The organism is Hydrogenophaga sp. RAC07, assembly GCF_001713375.1.
Taxonomy (GTDB): Bacteria; Pseudomonadota; Gammaproteobacteria; order Burkholderiales; family Burkholderiaceae_C; genus Hydrogenophaga.
This window is the reverse complement of the sequence record NZ_CP016449.1, coordinates 403,635-422,660: the sequence shown is the minus strand read 5'-3', so window position 1 is coordinate 422,660 and position 19,026 is coordinate 403,635. Positions and strand designations below refer to the sequence as shown.

18 protein-coding genes are annotated in these 19,026 nt (G+C 65.5%); 4 read left to right on the top strand and 14 right to left on the bottom strand.

All coding sequences use genetic code 11. The features are described 5' to 3' along the window. Nucleotides 1-41 precede the first annotated feature (41 nt). Nucleotides 42-1,883 (top strand): NAD(P)/FAD-dependent oxidoreductase, encoded by a 1,842-nt coding sequence (locus tag BSY239_RS01905; protein ID WP_069045346.1) that lies wholly within the window; start codon nucleotides 42-44, stop codon nucleotides 1,881-1,883. Nucleotides 1,884-1,975: 92 nt separating this feature from the next. Beyond that, nucleotides 1,976-2,686 (top strand): glycine zipper 2TM domain-containing protein, encoded by a 711-nt coding sequence (locus BSY239_RS01900; protein WP_069045345.1) that lies wholly within the window; start codon nucleotides 1,976-1,978, stop codon nucleotides 2,684-2,686. A 60-nt stretch (nucleotides 2,687-2,746) separates the two neighbouring features. Here BSY239_RS01900 and htpX read toward each other — a convergent pair whose 3' ends face one another. The 12 genes from htpX to BSY239_RS01840 form a co-directional block, all read right to left on the bottom strand. Beyond that, nucleotides 2,747-3,619 carry a protease HtpX gene (htpX, locus tag BSY239_RS01895; RefSeq protein ID WP_069045344.1) on the bottom strand — a complete coding sequence of 291 codons (873 nt, stop codon included), beginning with the start codon at nucleotides 3,617-3,619 and terminating at the stop codon, nucleotides 2,747-2,749. Between the two features lie 184 nt (nucleotides 3,620-3,803). Next, nucleotides 3,804-4,574: a DUF3025 domain-containing protein gene (locus tag BSY239_RS01890; RefSeq protein ID WP_069045343.1), complete on the bottom strand. Its 771-nt coding sequence runs from the start codon at nucleotides 4,572-4,574 to the stop codon at nucleotides 3,804-3,806. After that, nucleotides 4,574-5,617, bottom strand: coding sequence for a dihydroorotase (pyrC, locus tag BSY239_RS01885; protein ID WP_069045342.1), 1,044 nt, complete (start codon nucleotides 5,615-5,617; stop codon nucleotides 4,574-4,576). Before pyrC ends, BSY239_RS01890 begins: the two co-directional genes overlap by 1 nt. Nucleotides 5,618-5,748: 131 nt before the next feature. Further along, nucleotides 5,749-6,486: an amino acid ABC transporter ATP-binding protein gene (locus BSY239_RS01880; protein WP_069045341.1), complete on the bottom strand. Its 738-nt coding sequence runs from the start codon at nucleotides 6,484-6,486 to the stop codon at nucleotides 5,749-5,751. Nucleotides 6,487-6,510: 24 nt separating this feature from the next. Continuing rightward, nucleotides 6,511-7,182, bottom strand: a complete 672-nt coding sequence (locus BSY239_RS01875; protein WP_069045340.1) for an amino acid ABC transporter permease — start codon at nucleotides 7,180-7,182, stop codon at nucleotides 6,511-6,513. Between the two features lies 1 nt (nucleotide 7,183). After that, the gene (locus tag BSY239_RS01870) at nucleotides 7,184-7,939 is read right to left on the bottom strand and encodes an amino acid ABC transporter permease (protein WP_069045339.1); all 756 of its coding nucleotides are present in this window, start codon (nucleotides 7,937-7,939) and stop codon (nucleotides 7,184-7,186) included. 109 nt (nucleotides 7,940-8,048) lie between these two features. Continuing rightward, on the bottom strand, nucleotides 8,049-8,948 hold the full coding sequence (locus tag BSY239_RS01865; RefSeq protein WP_069045338.1) for an amino acid ABC transporter substrate-binding protein: 900 nt from the start codon (nucleotides 8,946-8,948) through the stop codon (nucleotides 8,049-8,051). Between the two features lie 277 nt (nucleotides 8,949-9,225). Continuing rightward, nucleotides 9,226-10,143, bottom strand: a complete 918-nt coding sequence (locus tag BSY239_RS01860) for a LysR substrate-binding domain-containing protein (protein WP_069045337.1) — start codon at nucleotides 10,141-10,143, stop codon at nucleotides 9,226-9,228. A gap of 22 nt (nucleotides 10,144-10,165) precedes the next feature. After that, complete coding sequence (locus tag BSY239_RS01855; RefSeq protein WP_069045336.1) at nucleotides 10,166-10,939, bottom strand: hypothetical protein; 774 nt, start codon at nucleotides 10,937-10,939, stop codon at nucleotides 10,166-10,168. A 17-nt stretch (nucleotides 10,940-10,956) separates the two neighbouring features. Beyond that, nucleotides 10,957-11,616 (bottom strand): TetR/AcrR family transcriptional regulator, encoded by a 660-nt coding sequence (locus BSY239_RS01850; RefSeq protein WP_069045335.1) that lies wholly within the window; start codon nucleotides 11,614-11,616, stop codon nucleotides 10,957-10,959. A gap of 5 nt (nucleotides 11,617-11,621) precedes the next feature. Beyond that, complete coding sequence (locus BSY239_RS01845; RefSeq protein ID WP_083239760.1) at nucleotides 11,622-12,890, bottom strand: patatin-like phospholipase family protein; 1,269 nt, start codon at nucleotides 12,888-12,890, stop codon at nucleotides 11,622-11,624. Between the two features lie 118 nt (nucleotides 12,891-13,008). Further along, entirely contained in the window at nucleotides 13,009-13,563 is a 555-nt protein-coding gene (locus BSY239_RS01840) for a phasin family protein (protein WP_069045333.1), read from the bottom strand. Between the two features lie 207 nt (nucleotides 13,564-13,770). Here BSY239_RS01840 and BSY239_RS01835 point away from each other — a divergent pair, with 207 nt between their 5' ends. Beyond that, nucleotides 13,771-15,756 (top strand): SDR family oxidoreductase, encoded by a 1,986-nt coding sequence (locus tag BSY239_RS01835; protein WP_069048713.1) that lies wholly within the window; start codon nucleotides 13,771-13,773, stop codon nucleotides 15,754-15,756. 98 nt (nucleotides 15,757-15,854) lie between these two features. On the opposite strand, the gene BSY239_RS01830 is transcribed toward BSY239_RS01835, so the two are convergent. Next, nucleotides 15,855-17,723, bottom strand: coding sequence for an ABCB family ABC transporter ATP-binding protein/permease (locus BSY239_RS01830; RefSeq protein WP_069045332.1), 1,869 nt, complete (start codon nucleotides 17,721-17,723; stop codon nucleotides 15,855-15,857). 34 nt (nucleotides 17,724-17,757) lie between these two features. Between BSY239_RS01830 and BSY239_RS01825 the strand changes: the two genes are divergently transcribed. Then, nucleotides 17,758-18,198 (top strand): acyl-CoA thioesterase, encoded by a 441-nt coding sequence (locus BSY239_RS01825; protein WP_069048712.1) that lies wholly within the window; start codon nucleotides 17,758-17,760, stop codon nucleotides 18,196-18,198. 7 nt (nucleotides 18,199-18,205) lie between these two features. Here the strand turns inward: BSY239_RS01825 and BSY239_RS01820 are convergent, their stop codons facing one another. Beyond that, complete coding sequence (locus BSY239_RS01820) at nucleotides 18,206-18,946, bottom strand: type 1 glutamine amidotransferase (RefSeq protein WP_069045331.1); 741 nt, start codon at nucleotides 18,944-18,946, stop codon at nucleotides 18,206-18,208. Nucleotides 18,947-19,026 lie beyond the last annotated feature (80 nt).

Here is a 19,026-nt window from a genome sequence, read left to right as displayed (position 1 = left end):
TTTGCCCTGGATTGCTTGATCGCCACAAGCCCCCCGCCGCCATGATCCGACTCTCCGAACTCAAGCTGCCCCTGGCCGAGGTGCCGACCGAGCACCGCCGCGCCGCCGACGCCCCCACCGAGACCGACCTCGACCGCGAACCGCCGCCGCACCCGGTGGAGGCCCTGACCCGGTTGGCAGCCGCGGCGCTTGCCGTGCCCGCTTCCGACATTGCGCACCTGCACGTCTTCAAACGCAGCTTCGACGCGCGCAAGGCCGATCTGCTTGCGGTCTACATCGTCGACGTGACACTGGCCGATCCCGCCCAGGAAGCCGTTTTGCTGGTGCAACACGCCGGCAAGCCCCACATCCAGCCCACGCCCGACATGGCCTGGCACCCACCTGGCCATGCGCCTGCTGATTGGCCGGCTGATGAAAGCGAGCGCCCGGTCGTGGTGGGCCTGGGGCCCTGCGGCCTGTTCACCGCGCTGGCCCTGGCGCAAATGGGCTTCAGGCCCATCGTGCTGGAGCGCGGCAAACCGGTGCGTGAACGCACCAAGGACACCTGGGGCCTGTGGCGCAAACACGTGCTCAACCCCGAGAGCAACGTGCAGTACGGCGAAGGCGGCGCGGGCCTGTTTTCCGACGGCAAGCTCTACAGCCAGATCAAGGACCCGCGCTTCCTCGGCCGCAAGGTCATGCAGGAGTTTGTGGACGCAGGTGCGCCGAGCGAAATTCTGTACACCGCCCACCCGCACATCGGCACCTTCAAGCTGGTGCGCGTGGTCGAGGCCATGCGCGAAAAGATCATTGCGCTGGGCGGCGAGATCCGCTTTCAGCACCAGGTGCGCGGCCTCACCCTCGCCCAGGACGGCGGCGAGCAACGCATTGCGTCGCTGCGGGTGCGGTGTCTGGCCACCGGCGACACCGCCGACATGCCGGTGCAGCGCGTGGTGTTCGCCCTCGGCCACAGTTCGCGCGACACGTTTGCGCACCTGTGGGACGCCGGTGTGTTCATGGAAGCCAAGCCGTTCTCGGTGGGCTTTCGCATCGAGCACCCGCAGGGTGTGATCGACCGCGCGCGCTGGGGTCGCCACAGTGGCCACCCGCTGCTGGGCGCGGCCGACTACAAGCTGGTGCACCACGCGAAAAACGGCCGGGCGGTCTACAGCTTCTGCATGTGCCCCGGCGGCATGGTGGTGGCGGCCACCTCGGAGCCCGGGCGCGTGGTCACCAATGGCATGAGCCAGTACTCGCGCAACGAGCGCAACGCCAACGCCGGCCTGGTGGTGGGCATCGAACCGGCTGATTTCCCGCAAGCCTTTCCCCATGACGCACCGCTGTGGTCCGCCGCCTTCGGCGACATCGACGGACCACGCTACGCCGCGCAGGCCACCGCGCTTGCCACTGACGGCAAAACCCACCCGCTGGCCGGCATCGTGCTGCAACGCGAACTCGAAGCGCGCGCCTACCAGCTCGGTGGCTGCACCTACGAGGCCCCGGGCCAGCTGGTGGGTGACTTTGTGGCGCAGCGCCCGTCCAGCGCACTGGGCGAGGTCGTGCCGTCGTACCAGCCGGGCGTGAAACTGGGCGATCTGGCACCCGCCCTGCCCGCATACGCCATCGAGGCCATGCGCGAAGCGCTGCCGGTGTTCGGCCGCAAGATCCAGGGCTATGACATGGCCGATGCGGTGCTCACCGGCGTGGAAACCCGCACCTCGGCGCCGCTGCGCATCACCCGCGGCGACGACTTCCAGAGCCTGAACACGCGCGGCCTGTACCCGGCGGGCGAAGGGGCGGGCTATGCCGGCGGCATTCTCTCGGCCGGGGTGGACGGCCTCAAGGTGGCCGAGGCCCTGGCGTTCGACCTCCTGAACACCCACAGAACCGGGGCGGCGGTGTGAAATCACCCGCAGAGTGACGAATCTTTACAAGCCACGCATCATGGCTTGGCCGCCCTGGCGCACACTCTTGCCGTTGTTATCAGGAGTGCGCCATGAAATTTCCCGTTTTGATCCCCGTGATGGGCCTGCTGGCACTGGGCAGCTCCGTGTCTGCACATGCACAAGAGGAACAGGGGCGCGTGCTCAGCAGCACGCCGGTGGTGCAGCAGGTGGCCGTGCCACGTGAGGTGTGCAGCGACGAGCGCGTGACCTACCAGGGCCAACCGTCGGGCGCCGGCGCCCTGCTCGGCGGCATTGCCGGGGGTGCCGCAGGCAACGCCATCGGCAACGGCAGCGGCCGCGCAGCCGCCACGGTGATCGGCCTCATTGGCGGCGCCATCATCGGCAACCGCGTTGAAGGCCCCGGCCAGCCCTACACCGAAAGCTACCGCCAGTGCGGCTCGCAGACCTTCTACGAGAACCGCACGGTCGCCTACAACGTGGTCTACGAGTACGCCGGGCGCCAGTACAGCGTGCAGATGCCGCAGGACCCGGGTCCGACCATCCGCCTCACCGTGTCGCCCGCGGACGCCCTGCCCCCTCCGGGCTACGCCCCGCCGGTCTACAACAACGCCCCGATCTACCGCCCGCAGACCGAGTACTACCCCTCCAACACCCGCATCACCATCGGCACGCAGTACTACCCTCGTTACCAGGTGTCGCCGGGCGTGATCTTCATCAACGGCCACCGTTCGTTCCACCCAGGGCACCGGCACGACGGCTTCAGGCACCGCGACAACCACCGGTGGGATCGCCACCGCTGATGCGTCCGAACCCGACAAAAAAAGCGACCCGAGGGTCGCTTTTTTGTTGGGCGGAAGCCATCAACTGTTGTTCTGCAATGCAGCGATCCGCTCTTCAATCGGCGGGTGCGTCGAGAACAGCTTGCCCAGACCGCCGGTGATGCCCAGGGCCTGCATGGTCTTGGGCAGCTCGCCCGGGGTGAGGCCACCCAGGCGGGCCAGCGCGTTGATCATGGGCTGTTTGCGGCCCATGAGGCCGGCAGCACCTGCGTCGGCGCGGAACTCGCGCTGGCGGCTGAACCAGGCCACGATGATGGCGGCCAGGAAACCCAGCACGATGTCCATCACGATGGTGGTGATCATGTACCCGATGCCGGGGCCCGACGAATTGCTGTCGCCCTTGCGCAGGAAGCTGTCCACCGCGTAACCGATCACGCGGCTGAGGAACACCACGAACGTGTTCATCACGCCCTGGATCAGCGTCATGGTGACCATGTCGCCATTGGCCACGTGCGCGACCTCGTGCCCGATCACCGCCTCCACCTCTTCCTTGGTCATGTTCTGCAACAGGCCGGTGGACACAGCCACCAGCGCCGAGTTCTTGAACGCACCCGTGGCGAACGCATTGGGTGCGCCTTCGAAGATGGCGACTTCGGGCATGCCGATGCCGGCCTTCTCGGCAAAGCGGCGCACGGTCTCCACGATCCAGGCTTCGTCGGCCGTTTGCGGCTGGCTGATCACGCGCGCGCCGGTGCTGAACTTGGCCATGGGCTTGCTGATCAGCAGCGAGATGATGGCGCCGCCAAAGCCGATGACGAGCGAGAACCCGGCCAGCGCCGTCATGTTCAGGCCGTTGGCCGTGAGGAAGCGGTCCACACCCAGGATGCGGGTGGTGATCAACAAAACCGCCATCACGGCAAAGTTGGTCAGAACGAACAGCAAGATGCGTTTCATGTTTACTCCAGTGTTGCAGCGGTGCCAAAGGGCAACCGGACTGCGCTTGTGACCCGGGTGGACCTGGCGGGTTCCCGCCTTCGCGGTGGCACCACACGCCGGCACCACCCTGAAGGCCGGCGGATGATACCGAGAATCCAGTATGGGGCTGGCGGGCGCGAAATCAAGGCGCGCCGGCGGTGCATCAGGCTGGTGCGTTGCCCTCACCCGGCTGCCGCGGCGCGCGGAACACGCTGGCGTCGACATAGAACCCGGCGGCCTCGTTCGCGGGCCACCAGCCCGGCACACCCAGCACCGGCAGCGGCGTGAAGGGCTTGGCGGCGAGCACCGGTGCGCTCAGTGCCTGCGCCAGCCAGGCGTCCCATGCGGTGATGTCGTCGCCAAGTGCCATGGGAACGGGCTCGCGCAGCACGTGGGCGGTGATCGACTTGTAGGGCGTGACCAGTTTTTCCAGCAGCGCATGGCCAAACAACACCAGCCGCGCCTGCGCCCAGAGCGGGCGCAGCGTGACGAACAGGCGGTGCCAGTCGCGCCCGATCAGTGCGTTCCACAGCGGTTCCGGCGCCTGCAGGAGCGCGGCGTTTTCGTCGAACAGCGTGAGCGCATCGCGCACCGGTCCACGCACCTCGCGCACTCCGGCCGCGGCAATCTCGGCGGCTTGCAGTTGGTTCAAACGCTGTTTGGTTTGCGGGAAGCGCAGCCAGCACAGGCCGTTGAAAAAGTCGTGCAGGTTCTCGCGCGTGGGCACGCGGCCGCTGTCGAAGATGAATTGTTCGTACGCGGTGCCGGCAGGCAGATCGGTCTGCGGCACAAAACGCACCGGGCAAGCCGGCAGCGCGCTCAGGGCTTGTGGCAGGGGATGGCCGGCGTTCAGGTGAACCTGGACCGCGCGACCATTGGCAGCGACCGGCGCGAACCAGGGTTTGCACCAATCGGGCGATTCGCCAGGAAACATCAGGCCTGCAGGCGCCAGGGCAGCACTTCCCCACCGCGCAGCGGCTTGAGATCGGCCTCGCCGAAGCGGAAGCTCTCGGGGCTGGTCCAGTTTTCGCGCTTGAGGGTGACGCTGCCGCTGTTGCGCGGCAGGCCATAGAACGCCGGACCGTTGAAGCTGGCAAAGGCTTCAAGTTTGTCGAGCGCGCCGACCGAATCAAAGGCCTCGGCGTACATCTCGATGGCGGCGTGCGCGGTGTAGCAGCCGGCGCAGCCGGTGGCGTGTTCTTTCAGGTGCGCCGGGTGTGGCGCGCTGTCGGTGCCGAGGAAGAAGCGATGGTTGCCGCCGGTGGCGGCGGCCAGCAAGGCCTGGCGATGGGTTTCGCGCTTGAGCACCGGCAGGCAGTAGTAGTGCGGGCGGATGCCGCCCGTGAAGATCGCGTTGCGGTTGTAGAGCAGGTGGTGCGCGGTGAGCGTGGCGGCGGTGAAGGGGCTGGCGTCGGCCACGTACTGCGCGGCTTCTTTCGTGGTGATGTGTTCGAACACCACCTTGAGTTCGGGGAAGTCGCGGCGCAGCGGAATCATCTGCTGGTCGATGAACACCGCCTCGCGATCGAACAGGTCGATGTCGGGCGAAGTCACCTCGCCGTGCACCAGCAGCAGCATGCCGGCGCGCTGCATGGCTTCCAGCGTCTTGTGGGTCTTGCGGATGTCGGTCACGCCCGCGTCGCTGTTGGTGGTGGCGCCTGCCGGGTAGAGCTTGGCCGCCACCACACCGGCATCCTTGGCGCGCGCGATCTCGTCGGCGGGCAGGTTGTCGGTGAGGTAGAGCGTCATCAGCGGCTCGAAACTCATGCCTTCGGGCACGGCGGCGAGGATGCGGTCGCGGTAGGCCACGGCCTGCGCCGCGGTGGTCACCGGCGGCTTGAGGTTGGGCATGATGATCGCGCGGCCGAACTGGGCGGCGGTGTGCGGCACCACGGTGCGCAGGGCGTCGCCATCGCGCACGTGCAGGTGCCAGTCGTCGGGTCGTGTGATCGTGAGGGTGTCGAAGGGGCTGTTCATGCCGTGATTGTCCCATCAGCCAGCACGCAGCCGGCGCGAGATGCCCCACCCAGGGCTCCCAAGGGTCTGGCTCCGCCGGCCCAAGGGAGCGCCCCTTGAGGGGGTAGCGCGAAGCGCTGCGGGGGTGTTTTCTAGTGCGCCAGAATCTTGTTGAGGAAGTCCTTGGTGCGCGGCTGGCGGTCTTCGGGTTTGCCGAAGAAGTCGTCCTTGGAGCAGTCTTCTAGGATCTTGCCGCCCACGTCCATGAAGATCACGCGGTTGCTGACCTTGCGCGCAAAGCCCATCTCGTGCGTCACGCACATCATGGTCATGCCCTCGTTGGCCAGACCGACCATCACGTCGAGCACCTCGCCGACCATCTCGGGATCGAGCGCCGACGTGGGTTCGTCGAACAGCATCACGATCGGGTCCATGGACAGCGCGCGCGCGATCGCCACACGCTGCTGCTGGCCGCCCGAGAGCTGGCCCGGGAACTTGTCCTTGTGCAGCGACAGGCCCACGCGGTCGAGCATCTTGAGACCACGCGTCTTCGCTTCGTCGGGGTTGCGGCCCAGCACCTTGATCTGCGCGATCGTGAGGTTCTCCGTCACCGACAGATGCGGGAACAGCTCGAAGTGCTGAAACACCATGCCCACGCGGCTGCGCAGCTTGGGCAGATCGGTCTTGGGGTCGTGCACCGGCACGCCATCCACGGTGATCTCGCCCTTCTGGAAGGGCTCGAGCGCGTTGATGGTCTTGATGAGGGTCGACTTGCCCGAGCCCGAGGGGCCGCAGACCACCACCACTTCACCCTTCTGGATGTTGGTGGAGCAATCGGTCAGCACCTGGACGCTGCCGTACCACTTGGAGACGTTCTTGAGTTCAATCATGGCAATTCCTGAATAGCGGTTGCATCAACGGATGATGGCGATCTTCTTGTGCAGCTGTTTGACGGCCCACGACAGTGCGTAGCACATGACGAAATACATCACGGCGGCGGCGAGGTAGGCCTCGATCGGGCGACCGAAGTTCTTGCCCGCGACCTCAAAGCCTTTGAGCATGTCGTAAGCGCCGATGGCGTAGACCAGCGAGGTGTCCTGGAACAGGATGATGGTCTGCGTGAGCAGCACCGGCAGCATGTTGCGAAACGCCTGCGGCAGCACCACCAGCTTCATGTTCTGGCCGTAGGTCATGCCCAGCGCCTGGCCTGCATGCACCTGGCCGCGCGGGATCGACTGGATACCCGCTCGCATGATTTCACTGAAGTAGGCCGCCTCGAAAGCGATGAAGGTGATCACCGCCGACACCTCGGCGCCGATGGGCCGCCCGATCAGCAGCGGCACCAGCAGGAAGAACCACAGGATCACCATCACCAGCGGGATGCTGCGCATGCCGTTGACATAAATGGTGGCCGGCGTGTCGAGCCACTTCTTGCCCGACAGGCGCATGAGCGCGAGCACGGTGCCGAAGATGATGCCGCCGATGGTGGCCACGATGGTCAACATCAGACTGAAGTACAGGCCCTTCAGCACGAAGTTGGTGATCAGGTCCCAGTTGTAGAAGGAAAAGTCGAGATTCAGATTCATCTCAATGACCTCCCGATCCACCGGCCACGACAAAGCCCGGTATGCGCGCGCGCTTTTCGATGAAGGCCATGATGCGGTTGATGGCGAAGGCCGAGACGATGTAGAGGCCGGTCACGGCCAGGTAGACCTCGACGCCGCGCGAGGTCTCTTCCTGCGCCTGCATCGCGAACATGGTGAGTTCGGAGACCGACACCGCGAACGCCACCGAGGAGTTCTTGAAGATGTTCATGGTCTCGCTGGTGAGCGGCGGAATGATGATGCGAAACGCCATGGGCAGCAGCACATAGCGGTAGTACTGGAAGGTGGTGAAGCCCATCGCCATGCCGGCATAACGCTGGCCACGCGGCAGGGCCTGGATGCCCGAGCGCACCTGCTCGGCGATGCGCGCCGAGGTGAAGAAGCCCAGGGCAAAGACCACGAGCACGAAGCCCGGCACGCCCTGCAGCACGTTGAACATCGAGGGCAGAACGTGGTACCAGAGGAAGATCTGCACCAGCAAAGGGATGTTGCGAAACAGCTCCACCCAGGCATTGCCCAGCCGCACCACCATGGGTCGATCGGGCAGCGTGCGCAGTGTGCCGATCAGGATGCCCAGCACCAGCGCCAGCAGCAACGCCAGCAGCGCGACCGACACCGTCCAGCCCCAGGCCGACAGCATCCAGTCGAGGTAGGTGATGTCGCCCCCCTTGCCAAAGCAGCCCTGCACCGGCTGCCGCTCGATGGTGTCTTCGCAGAACACCTGCCAATCCCAGCTCATAGGAGCCCTTTCTTTTTATCGTCCACGCAGCGCCCCGGAAAAAGGAGGCGCCTACGAAAACGCCCCTTCAAATGATCCACTTGAAGGGGCGTGCCAGAAGCTTGCGCGCTTACTTCTTGGCGTAGTCTTCCATCGGCTTGTCGTTCGGTGCCGCCCAGGCCGCCTTGGTGGCGTCGGAGAGCGGCAGGCCGATCTTCACGTTGGCAGGCGGGATCTGCTGCATGAACCACTTGTCGTAGAGCTTGGCGAGCGAGCCGTCGGCGATCTGGCGCTTGATGCTGTCGTCCACGGCCTTCTTGAACGCCGGATCGTCCTTGCGCAGCATGCAGGCGATCGGCTCGACCGACAGCACTTCACCCACGATCTTGAAGTCGGCGGGGTTCTTGGCCTTGGAGATGTTGGCCGCCAGGATGGAGCCGTCCATCACGAAGGCATCGGCGCGGCCCGACTCGAGCAGCAGGAAGCTGTCGGCGTGGTCCTTGCCGTAGACCTCCTTGAAGTCGATGCCACCGGCGCGCTCGTTCTTGCGCAGGGTCTGCACCGAGGTGGTGCCGGTGGTCGTGGCCACGCTCTTGCCGGCCAGGTCCTTGATGCCGTTGATGCCGGAGTTGGCCTTCACCGCGATGCGCACTTCTTCCACGTAGGTGGTCACGGCGAACGACACGTCTTTCTGGCGCGTGGCGTTGTTGGTGGTGGAGCCGCACTCCAGATCCACCGTGCCGTTTTGCACCAGGGGAATGCGGTTTTGCGAGGTGACCGGCTGGTACTTCACTTCCATCGCCGTCATGCCCAGCTGCTTGCGGATGTCGGAAAGGACGATTTCGCCCATTTCGGTGTGGAAACCGACGTACTTGCCGTTGCCCAAGGTGTAGCCCAGGCCGGACGACTCACGCACACCGAGGGACACACTGCCGGACGCCTTGATCTTGGCCAGCGTGTCGCCGGTTTGAGCCAGGGCGCTGCTGGCGGCCAGTGCGGTCACGGCCCATGCGAGCAGGTGTTTCTTCATATCTATCTCCTTGCTTGTGAAAAAAACGAAAGGTCGACGGTTTTCATCGGGATGTGAGGCCCGTCCAGAAAACAGGGACCCCCGAATGATGCTCTGCATGCAACCTCCGTACCACCCGGGAAACCCCACGTGAGAAACGGACAGCCCGCCAATGTAGCCAGCGCCGGTTGTGAACGCCAATGCTGTTTGCAGCGCCGGTCATGCAAAGCGTTCATGTCCGAATTTACCCCAATGGCCGCGCCCGGCTTTCCGCGTTAAAGCTTCGAACGCGCAGGCCTCAAACGGCGCCCAGCCGATGTTGAAGGTCGTTCCAGAATTTTTCGACCGGCCCTTTGCCTTTTCGCGCAGCGAGTCGCTCGCGGTAGATGCGGATGTCCAGCGACGTCTCCAGCGCACCGCCGGCCGACACCAGTTTGCGGGCGGCCACCTCGTTGCGCACGGCACTGGCGGGCAGGAACGCAATCCCGTGCCCCTCCAGCGCCATCGCCTTGAGCCCTTCAGCCATGTCGGTCTCGTAGATGCGGTCCAGGTGCACCGGGACGCTGCTTTGTTTGAGCATCTGGTCGACCGCTCGGCCCAGGTAAGCGCCGGGCGCATAGGCCAGGTAGGGCTGCGGTTGGCCGGCAAGACCGGGCAGCAGGAAAGAAGGTGCACCGGTGGCGGAGGGTTTCACATACGGAGCCAGCAACTCGCGGCCCAACGGCAGCATTTCGTAGCGGTTGGCGTCGAGCTGGATCGGCTGCGACTCGTGGTGGTAGGCGATCAGCAGGTCGCAGCTGCCTTCGACCAGCCGCAGCACGGCATCGTGCACGTTCAGCGCGATCAGGCGGCTCTTGATCGGTCCGCAGGTGTCTCGCAGCCCCGAGAGCCAGGAGGGGAAAAACGTGAAGGCCAGCGTGTGCGGCACGGCGAACTCGATCACGTCCTGCGCAGCGGCCGTGTGGGCTCTGAGCATGGCGCGCGTGCTTTGCAGGGCGTGCAGCATCTCGAGCGCCTGGTCGTACAGGGTCTGCCCGGCGGGCGTGAGCCGTGTGGGGTACGAAGACCGGTCTACCAGATCGGTACCGGCCCAGGCTTCCAGCGACTGGATGCGCCGCGAAAAGGCCGGCTGCGTCACATGGCGCAACTGCGCGGAGCGGCTGAAGCTCCGGGTTTCAGCCAGACTGACGAAATCTTCGAGCCACTTGGTTTCCATGGGGCGCGATTATGGCGCTGCCCTAACCTTCCAGCACCAACCGTACGGAGGCAACGTACAGCTGCTCCATCGCATCGAGCGGCTGCACCGCGGCGGCGCGGTCCTGCAGGTGGCGCGCTTCGTCCATGCGTTTGTGGCCGTCCAGCATGATCAGGCCGTTGGCGTACTCGGACATGGTGACGGCCGAGTCGGGGTTGAGCGCCAGCGCCTTCTGGTACAGCGCCAGCCCGGCGTCCTTGCTGGCGCCGTGCGTCATGCCGCCCACCAGCGCGCCCACCTTGTCGATCACCTCGGCGTGGTACCCAGCCAGCGCCAAGTGGGCATCGGCATGGCGCGGTGCCAGCGCGATGGTGGTTTCCAGCGCCTGCCGGATCTTCACGCCCAGGCCCTGCGTGAGGGCTTTCGCCACGCTGATGCACTGGCTGTAGCGCGCCAGTGCGTAGGCTTGCCAGTACCACGCACCGGCGTTGGTCGGCTCGCGCTTTTGCAGCGCTTCGGCGCGGCCGGCCGCCTCCAGCAGCAGTTGCTGGCGGGCGTGTTCACGCGGCTCCAGGTAGTTGGCGTAGATGCAGGTGGCCTTGTTGGCCACGTTCATGCCGGCGTCACCCAGGGCCAGGCCCTCGAGAGTGGCGCGTTGAAACTCGCCGTTGTGAAACAGCACCCAGACCGCCTGCACATCGGCGCGCTCGGGCCAGGGCTCGGCATCGCCCATGTGCAGACGGCTCCACTGGCGCTGCAGGTGGGTGGCGTCGAACCGGGGGTTCACGGTCCAGGGGAAAGGTGTCCAGTTGTCCATCGTTGTCTCCTCTTGCGTCAGGCGCTGGGGCTGTAGGCCGCTGTGAGATGGATCAGGTGCTGCCGCTGCGAGCTCTCCAGGTAGGGCGCCAGCAGGTTGAGCACATGGTAGGCGCCACGCATCAGGGCCTGTTGGGCGTTGTCGGGCTCCAGCGCGTGGCGCGGATCGCGCACGTACTCGAAGCTCAGCCAGTAGGTGAGCACCACCACCATGCTGTCGGCGGTGGGCTCCATTTCGCGCGCGTCCATCGTCACCGCACTGTGGCTGCTGAGGGCAGCGAGCAGGTTGCGGATGGCGCGCGTCTTGTCTTTCAGCACGGTCTGGAAATGGGTTTCCAGCATGCGGTTCTTCGAGAGCAGGTCGTTGAGGTCGCGGTAGAGAAACCGGTATTCCCAGATGATCTCGAACAGCGAGTGCAGGAAGAACCAGGCGTCTTCCACATTGCGCACACCTTCGCTGGCACCCAGCAACTCCCCCAGCGCCTTTTCATAACGCTCGAACAGCGAGTTGATCAGCTCGTCCTTGGCCGGGTAGTGGTAGTACAGGTTGCCCGGGCTGATGCCCAGCTCGGCCGAGATCAGTGTCGTGGACACGTTGGGCTCGCCGAAACGGTTGAACAGCTCGAGCGTGACCTCAAGGATGCGCTCGGCGGTGCGGCGCGGGGCTTTTTTCGCCATGGCGCTCAGCGGCCCAGGGCCGGTGTGCCGAGGTGGCGCTGCAGGTCGTCCAGGGTGGCGTGCAGCTGGCGACCCAACGCGGTTTGAGCGGGCACCGACGGCTCGTTCACCAGGCGCAGGTCGGGGCTGCGCAGCGAAGCCAGGTTCAGCGTCACGCCGTGGCGCGCCAGCTTGGGCGCGAGCTCGGGCTGGCGCTCGCGCAGCATCTTGCGCGTCTGCTGGAACGCATGTTCGGCGAGCTCGCGCCGCTGGCGGTAGCTGAAGGTGTTCGCCGTGAACAGCTTGGCGTCGCGTTGGTCGGGCTCGATCAGCACGATGTCGCTGCCCGGGTAGAGACGCTCGTAGTTCTTCATGCCCAGCTCCAGCCTGGAATGGATCATGGAGCGGAAGGTCTGGCTCATCACCGCCGGGAAACCACCGTCGACCAGTGCAGGGATGTGATCGGCGTGTTCACCCACCGCGTGCGCCCGGAACGGCACCAGCGGGTTCAGGCACAACAACAGGCCGACGCCCTCGTCGAGCGCCACGGTGGCGTGCAAGGTCTTCTTGAGCGCGCCATCCACGTAGTGCTCACCATCGATCTCCACCGGTGGAAACAGCCCCGGCAAGGCCGCGCTGGCCTGGATCGCGCGCGAGATGGGCACATGGTCCCACCCGGCCTTGCCGAACGGTGCGGCCTCGCCGGTGTCGAGCTGCGTGGCCACCAGCGTCAGGCGGGCGCGCAGCTGGCGAAAGTCGTTGGTGCGTCCGGGCCGGCTGAAGAGCCGCTCGATCTGGTGGTGGATGCCCTCGTTGTCCAGCACGCCCGTGGGCAGGGCCGCACCCAGACGCTCGAAGGCGTTGGTGAAGGTCTTGCCCTGCACGCCCCAGGCCCACAGCGCGCTGCCCAGGAGGCCGGGCACACGTTGCAGCCGACTGGCCAGTTCGCCCCAGGCGGGTTTGAGCAGCCACGCCGGATCGAAGTTGTCCCGACCACTGCGGTCTTCAATGAAAGCCTCGCAGAGTTCACGGGGCGTGATGCCGTTGGCCAGACCGGCGGCAATGAAGCCACCCGCGGACACACCGACGTAGTGATCGCAGCGGTTGAGGTCGAGGCCATTCAGGCTGTCGGCCAGTGCGCAGAGCGCACCGATTTCGTAGATCGCACCGAGCGGTCCACCACCGGCCAGTGCCAGTGCGATACGGGGACCCGTTGCCTTGCCCGAACGGCTTTTCGCTGGCCTTGAAGCAGGCAAGGAAGATGGCACGGGATGGGCTGCGCGCGGAGTCGTCATGCGTTTGAGTGTAGACCGCGGGTGCTGCCGAAAGTGCTGCGTTGCAGCATGGCGCACAGACGCAAAAAAGGGGCGCGAACGCCCCTTTTTGAAGTGATGCCGTCAGGCCTCACAGCCCTCACGCCGTGGCGGCCTTGCGGGTGGTTTTGCGGGCGGCGGGTTTTGCAGCAGCCTTCTTCGCGACAGGCTTGGCAGCCGCCTTTTTCGCGGGGGTGGCCTTGCGCACTGCGGTCTTGGCCGGGGCCTTGCCGGCGAGTTGCTGCACGTGCTGGTTGAGTGCGTCGATGCGCTTGATCAGCGCATCCACGTCGCGGGCCGAGGGCACACCCAGCTTGTTCAGGGCCTTGGCCACGCGCTCTTCAAAGATCGACTCGAGCTTGTCCCACTGGCCCGACGCCTTGGAGGAAATGTCGGTCGCCATGCTGCTGACCTTGTTGGTGGCTTCCGAAATGCGCTCTTCGGCCACCGCCTGGGTCTTGCGCTGGATCGACAGACCTTCCTTGACCAGGGACTCGAAGGCCTTGCCGCCCTCTTCCTGTGCTTTGGCAAAAGCGCCGAGGCCGGCCAGCCAGATCTGCTGGGCCGAGTCCTTGATGGCACCGGACAGCGGGGAGTTGAACGCCTGGGCGGACGCCTTCTTGTCGCTGCCGTTTTTCTGGATCTTCTTGACCATGGTGTGCTCCTGTGGATTGAAATGGATGGACAGGCCAGGGGCCCGAGTGCAACCACTGTACGTGCTGGCCCTGCGCGCTGTGTAGGGGCGCAAGACTAATGCCGGTGCGGCGTACGCGGGTTTTTGCGGAATGGGCGGGGCAGTTTCGTGGACAAGAATGGCAGGCGTTTCGCCTCGCTCACACACCAACTGTTCCAGGAGACCTTCATGCATTACTTCGTCACCGGTGCCACCGGCTTCATCGGCAAGCGCCTGGTGGGCAAGCTGCTCCAGCGCAAAGGTGCGGTGGTGCACTTCCTCATCCGCCAGGAAAGCGAAGGCAAGGTGGCGGGGCTGCGCGAGTACTGGGGCGTGGGTGCGGCGCGTGCAGTGCCGGTGTTTGGCGACCTCACATCGAAGAAGCTGGGGGTCTCGGCCGACGAGACCAAAGCGCTCAAGGGCCAGATCGACCACTTCTACCACCTGGCTGCGGTGTACGACCTGGAGGCCGATGCCGAGAGCCAGATCGCGGTCAACGTGGACGGCACGCGCAACACGGTGGAGTTCGCCAAGGCGATCGGCGCCGGCCACTTCCACCATGTGTCCTCCATCGCTGCGGCCGGTCTCTACGAAGGCGTGTTCCGCGAAGACATGTTCGACGAGGCCGAAGGCCTTGACCACCCTTACTTCATGACCAAGCACGAGAGCGAAAAGATCGTGCGCCAGGAATGCAAGGTGCCGTGGAGCGTGTACCGCCCCGCCGCCGTGGTGGGCGACAGCCAGACCGGCGAGATGGACAAGATCGACGGGCCCTACTACTTCTTCAAGCTCATCCAGCGCCTGCGCCAGATCCTGCCGCCGTGGATGCCCAGCGTCGGCCTGGAAGGCGGCCGCATCAACATCGTGCCGGTGGACTTCGTGGTGGACGCGCTCGACCACATCAGCCACCTCAAACGCAGCAGTGGCGCGTGCTTCCACCTGGTGGACCCCATGGGCTACCGCGTCGGCGACGTGCTCGACATCCTGAGCAAGGCGGCCCATGCGCCCAAGATGAACCTGTTCATCAACGCCGCGCTGATGGGCTTCATTCCCAAGAGCGTGAAGAAGGGATTGATGGCGCTGGCACCGGTGCGCCGCGTCTACAAGGCCATCATGCAGGACCTCGGGCTGCCCGAGGAGATGATGACCTTCGTCAACTACCCGACGCGCTTCGACTGCCGCGAGACGCTGGCCGCGCTCAAGGGCAGCGGCATTGCGTGCCCCAACTTCAAGGACTACGCCTGGCGCCTGTGGGACTACTGGGAACGCCACCTCGACCCCGATCTGCACATCGACCGCAGCCTCAAGGGCACCGTGGCGGGCAAGGTGGTGCTGGTCACCGGCGGCAGCTCGGGCATTGGTCTGGCCGCGGCGCACAAGTTCGCCGAGGCAGGTGCGGTGACGATCATCTGCGGGCGCGACCAGGACAAGCTTGATGAAGCCTGCAAGGAGGCGAAAGACAAGGGGTACGGGTTCATCGCCTACCCGGCCGACATCGCCGACATGGCGGACGCCGACCGCTTCGTGCAGCTGCTGGTGGCCAACCACGGTGGCGTGGACTTCCTCATCAACAACGCCGGCCGCTCGATCCGCCGCGCCATCGAAGGCAGCTACGACCGCTTCCACGACTTCGAGCGCACCATGCAGCTCAACTACTTCGGTTGCCTGCGCGTGACCATGGGCCTGCTGCCCGGCATGGTGGCCAAACGCAAGGGCCATGTGGTCAACATCAGCTCCATCGGCGTGCTGACCAACGCACCGCGCTTCTCCGCCTACGTGGCCAGCAAGGCTGCGCTGGACGCGTGGACGCGCTGCGCTTCCAGCGAGTTCGCCGACCAGGGCATCAGCTTCACCACCATCAACATGCCGCTGGTTCGCACGCCCATGATCGCGCCGACCCAGATCTACAAGAACGTGCCGACGCTCTCACCCGAGGAAGCGGCCGACATGATCGCGCAGGCCTGCATCTTCAAGCCGGTTCGGATCGCGACGCGCCTGGGCATCACCGGCCAGGTGATGCACGCCATGGTGCCGCGGGTGGCGCAGATCGTGATGAACACGAGCTTTCGCATGTTCCCGGATTCGTCGGCGGCGAAGGGGGACAAGGGAGGGAAGTCGCAGTTGTCGGCTGAGGCGGTGGCCATGCAGCAGATGATGCGGGGGATTCACTTCTGAACTCTTCCGTTGACTTTTGAAGTGATGGGTTTGATGTCGTTGCGCGCCGGTTCTCGGCCCGGCCCGCAACGACAGAAAAAAGCAAACCGACGAAGAATTCAGTCCGCCCCGCTCTGCTGCAAAGCCCACATCCCCGCATAGACGCCACCCCGCGACACGAGGTCGGCATGCGTTCCCCGCTCAACGATCTCCCCGTTCACCAACACCAGGATCTCGTGTGCGTCCACAACCGTGGACAAGCGGTGCGCAATCACCAGCGTGGTCTTGTTGCGCGCGGCGGTCTTCAGCTCCGCCTGAATCGCCCGCTCGTTCGCCGAGTCCAGCGCCGAGGTTGCTTCGTCGAAGATCACGATCGGTGGGTTTTTCAGCAAGGTGCGCGCGATCGCCACGCGCTGCTTTTCACCACCCGACAGTTTGAGACCGCGCTCGCCCACCATGGTGCGGTAACCCAGCGGCAGCCGCTCGATGAAGCTGTGGATGTGCGCGGCCTGTGCGGCCTGCACCGCGGCGTCGTGCCCGGCCTCGGGGCGGCCGTAGAGGATGTTGTATTCGATGGTGTCGTTGAACAGCACCGTGTCCTGCGGCACGATGCCGATGCTCTGGCGCACGCTGGATTGCGTGACACCTTTGATGTCCTGCCCGTTGATGGTGATGCGGCCAAAGCCATGCGGGCCCGGCTCGATACCGGAAGCCGCATTGGTCACGTCGTAGAAGCGGTACAGCAGCCTGGCCAAGGTGCTCTTGCCCGAACCCGACGGCCCCACCACCGCCACCGTCTTGCCCGGCGGAATCTCGAAGCTGATGCCGTGCAGGATCTCGCGCGCCGGCTCGTAGGAGAAACGCACGTTCTCGAACCGCACCGCCGGCGGGCCGTCCAGCGCCAAAGCCTGGGCACCGGGCTGGTCGGCAATCTCGCGCTCTTTCTCCAGCAGCACGAACATCTTGTCCAGGTCGGTCAGGCTCTGTTTGATCTCCCGGTAGAGCACGCCCAGGAATCCCAGCGGTATGTAGAGCTGGATCATGAAGGCGTTGACCATCACCAGGTCGCCCAGCGTCATCTCGCCGCTCACCACGCCTTGCGTGGCGCGGTAGAGCATGAGCACCAGCGCCACCGCAATCACCAGCTGTTGTCCGGCGTTGAGCAGGGACAGCGTGGTCTGGCTCTTGATGCGGGCGCGGCGCAGCTTCTCCAGCGCTTCGTCGTAGCGGCGGCCTTCGAAGGCTTCGTTGTTGAAGTACTTCACCGTCTCGTAGTTCAGCAGCGAGTCGATGGCGCGCGTCTGGCTGGTGGACTCCAGCTCGTTCATCTCGCGGCGGAACTTGGTGCGCCACTCGGTCACCACCACGGTGAACGTGATGTACAGCACCAGCGCCACCAGCGTGATCCACACGTAGCCCATGTCGAACTGGGTGCCCAGCAGCGCCAGCACCATGGTCACCTCGATCAGTGTGGGGATGATGCTGTAGAGCGAGTACGAGATGAGCGACTGCACGCCGCGCGTGCCGCGCTCGATGTCGCGCGTCATGCCACCGGTCTGTCGCTCCAGGTGAAAACGCAGGCTCAGCGCATGCAGGTGGCCGAACACCTGCAGCGCGATGCTGCGCGTGGCGCCCTCGGTGGCCTTGGCAAACACCAGTTCGCGCAGCTCGGTGAAGAGGCTGGTGCACAGGCGCAGGCCGCCGTAGGCCAGCAGCAGCCCCAGCGGCACCACCAGCAGGGCTTCCACGCTGCCGGGCTTGATGCTCATGGCGTCCACCAGCTGTTTCAGCAGCAGCGGCACGCTCACGTTGGCCATCTTGGCCGCCACCATGAACGCCAGCGCCAGCACCACGCGCACCTTGTATTGCCACAGATAGGGCAACAGGCGTTTGAGCGTGGCCCAGTCGGAACGCTGGGGCTTGTTGCCCGGGACGCCCGGGGTGGCGGGCAGGGCGACGGTGGCTTGGGAGGGGTTGTCTGGGCGCATGCGTGAGAATCGTGAGCAACTGGAGATTGTGACCATGACCGACAAAACAAGCCCGAACCCCGAAACCACCCTGCCCCGCGACAGGGAACTCGTGTTGAAGGTCATTCCCATGCCGGCGGACTGCAACGCCAACGGCGACATCTTCGGCGGCTGGGTCATGGCCCAGGTCGACCTGGCCGGTGCCGTGCTGCCGGCGCGCTACGTGCGCGGTCGCATGGCCACGGTGGCGGTGAACCAGTTCATCTTCAAACAGCCGGTGCGCGTGGGCGACATCCTGAGCTTCTTCGCACATGTCACCCGCGTGGGCAACACGTCCATCACCGTGCAGGTGGAGGTGTTCGCCGAACGTTTCTCCGCCCAGGGCCAGTACGTGAAAGTGACCGAAGCCAGCCTGACCTACGTGGCGATCGACATGGAAGGCCGGCCGCGGCCGATCCCGAAAGAAGGCCTGGACCTGCCGGGCGTGACGGGCTGAGCCACGCTCAGCCGGGCCAGCGCGAGCGCCACGCCCGGTAAATGCGGTCGGCCATGGCCTCGCTGCCGGTCAAGTGACGCCGTGTGGCGGCGTGCATCGCGGCGGGGTCCTGCACGCTGCCCCGGTGCAGCAGCACGTTCACCGGGTACGCATGGCCGGGCTCTTCCATCCAGTCCTGGATCTTGGCCGGCGTGATCTCGATGTGGAACTGCATGGCCAGGTGCTGGCGCAGGGCAAAGGCCTGGTGGGCACAGGTGGCGGACGAGGCCAGCAGCTCGGCGCCGGGCGGCAGCTCGGTGAAGCTGTCCTGGTGCCACTGGTACACCGTGGGTTGTTCGGCATCGCCCAGCCACTCGCGCGCGGCGCCGCTGTCCGTTCGGGCGATGGGCCACCAGCCCACCTCGGGCTGGGGCAAGGGCTCGACACGGCCGCCAAACGCACGGGCCATGAGCTGGCCGCCCAGGCAGTGGCCAATCACCGGGATGCCCAGCGCATCGGCCTCGATGATCAGCGCCTCGGCCTGGCGCAGCGTGGGTCGCTCGTCGTTCGCACTCCAGGCGCCGCCCAGCACCGCCAGCCCCCGGTAGCCGCGCACCGAGGTCGGGTAGTCCTCGCCGGCTTCGGCGCAGCGCAGGTGCCAGGGGATGCCTTGCGCATCAAGCCATTCGCCGAGAAAGCCCGGGCCGTCTTCGAACAGGTGTTGCAGCACCAGCACGTCGGCCGGAGCGGAAAAATCGGTTGCGGTCATGCCGCCATCATAGGAAACCCGACCCGGCGCCGGGCCGCCCCAGGCCGGGTCAGCCCCCTCGGGGGGCAGCGACCCGCGCA

Coding starts and splice junctions, on each gene's coding strand:
- BSY239_RS01855 (WP_069045336.1), bottom strand. CDS start 10,939: ATGGACAACTGGACACCTTTCCCCTGGACCGTGAACCCCCGGTTCGAC.
- BSY239_RS01840 (WP_069045333.1), bottom strand. CDS start 13,563: ATGGTCAAGAAGATCCAGAAAAACGGCAGCGACAAGAAGGCGTCCGCC.
- BSY239_RS01860 (WP_069045337.1), bottom strand. CDS start 10,143: ATGGAAACCAAGTGGCTCGAAGATTTCGTCAGTCTGGCTGAAACCCGG.
- BSY239_RS01830 (WP_069045332.1), bottom strand. CDS start 17,723: ATGCGCCCAGACAACCCCTCCCAAGCCACCGTCGCCCTGCCCGCCACC.
- BSY239_RS01820 (WP_069045331.1), bottom strand. CDS start 18,946: ATGACCGCAACCGATTTTTCCGCTCCGGCCGACGTGCTGGTGCTGCAA.
- BSY239_RS01875 (WP_069045340.1), bottom strand. CDS start 7,182: ATGAATCTGAATCTCGACTTTTCCTTCTACAACTGGGACCTGATCACC.
- BSY239_RS01845 (WP_083239760.1), bottom strand. CDS start 12,890: ATGACGACTCCGCGCGCAGCCCATCCCGTGCCATCTTCCTTGCCTGCT.
- pyrC (WP_069045342.1), bottom strand. CDS start 5,617: ATGAACAGCCCCTTCGACACCCTCACGATCACACGACCCGACGACTGG.
- BSY239_RS01900 (WP_069045345.1), top strand. CDS start 1,976: ATGAAATTTCCCGTTTTGATCCCCGTGATGGGCCTGCTGGCACTGGGC.
- BSY239_RS01880 (WP_069045341.1), bottom strand. CDS start 6,486: ATGATTGAACTCAAGAACGTCTCCAAGTGGTACGGCAGCGTCCAGGTG.
- BSY239_RS01870 (WP_069045339.1), bottom strand. CDS start 7,939: ATGAGCTGGGATTGGCAGGTGTTCTGCGAAGACACCATCGAGCGGCAG.
- BSY239_RS01825 (WP_069048712.1), top strand. CDS start 17,758: ATGACCGACAAAACAAGCCCGAACCCCGAAACCACCCTGCCCCGCGAC.
- BSY239_RS01865 (WP_069045338.1), bottom strand. CDS start 8,948: ATGAAGAAACACCTGCTCGCATGGGCCGTGACCGCACTGGCCGCCAGC.
- htpX (WP_069045344.1), bottom strand. CDS start 3,619: ATGAAACGCATCTTGCTGTTCGTTCTGACCAACTTTGCCGTGATGGCG.
- BSY239_RS01835 (WP_069048713.1), top strand. CDS start 13,771: ATGCATTACTTCGTCACCGGTGCCACCGGCTTCATCGGCAAGCGCCTG.
- BSY239_RS01890 (WP_069045343.1), bottom strand. CDS start 4,574: ATGTTTCCTGGCGAATCGCCCGATTGGTGCAAACCCTGGTTCGCGCCG.
- BSY239_RS01905 (WP_069045346.1), top strand. CDS start 42: ATGATCCGACTCTCCGAACTCAAGCTGCCCCTGGCCGAGGTGCCGACC.
- BSY239_RS01850 (WP_069045335.1), bottom strand. CDS start 11,616: ATGGCGAAAAAAGCCCCGCGCCGCACCGCCGAGCGCATCCTTGAGGTC.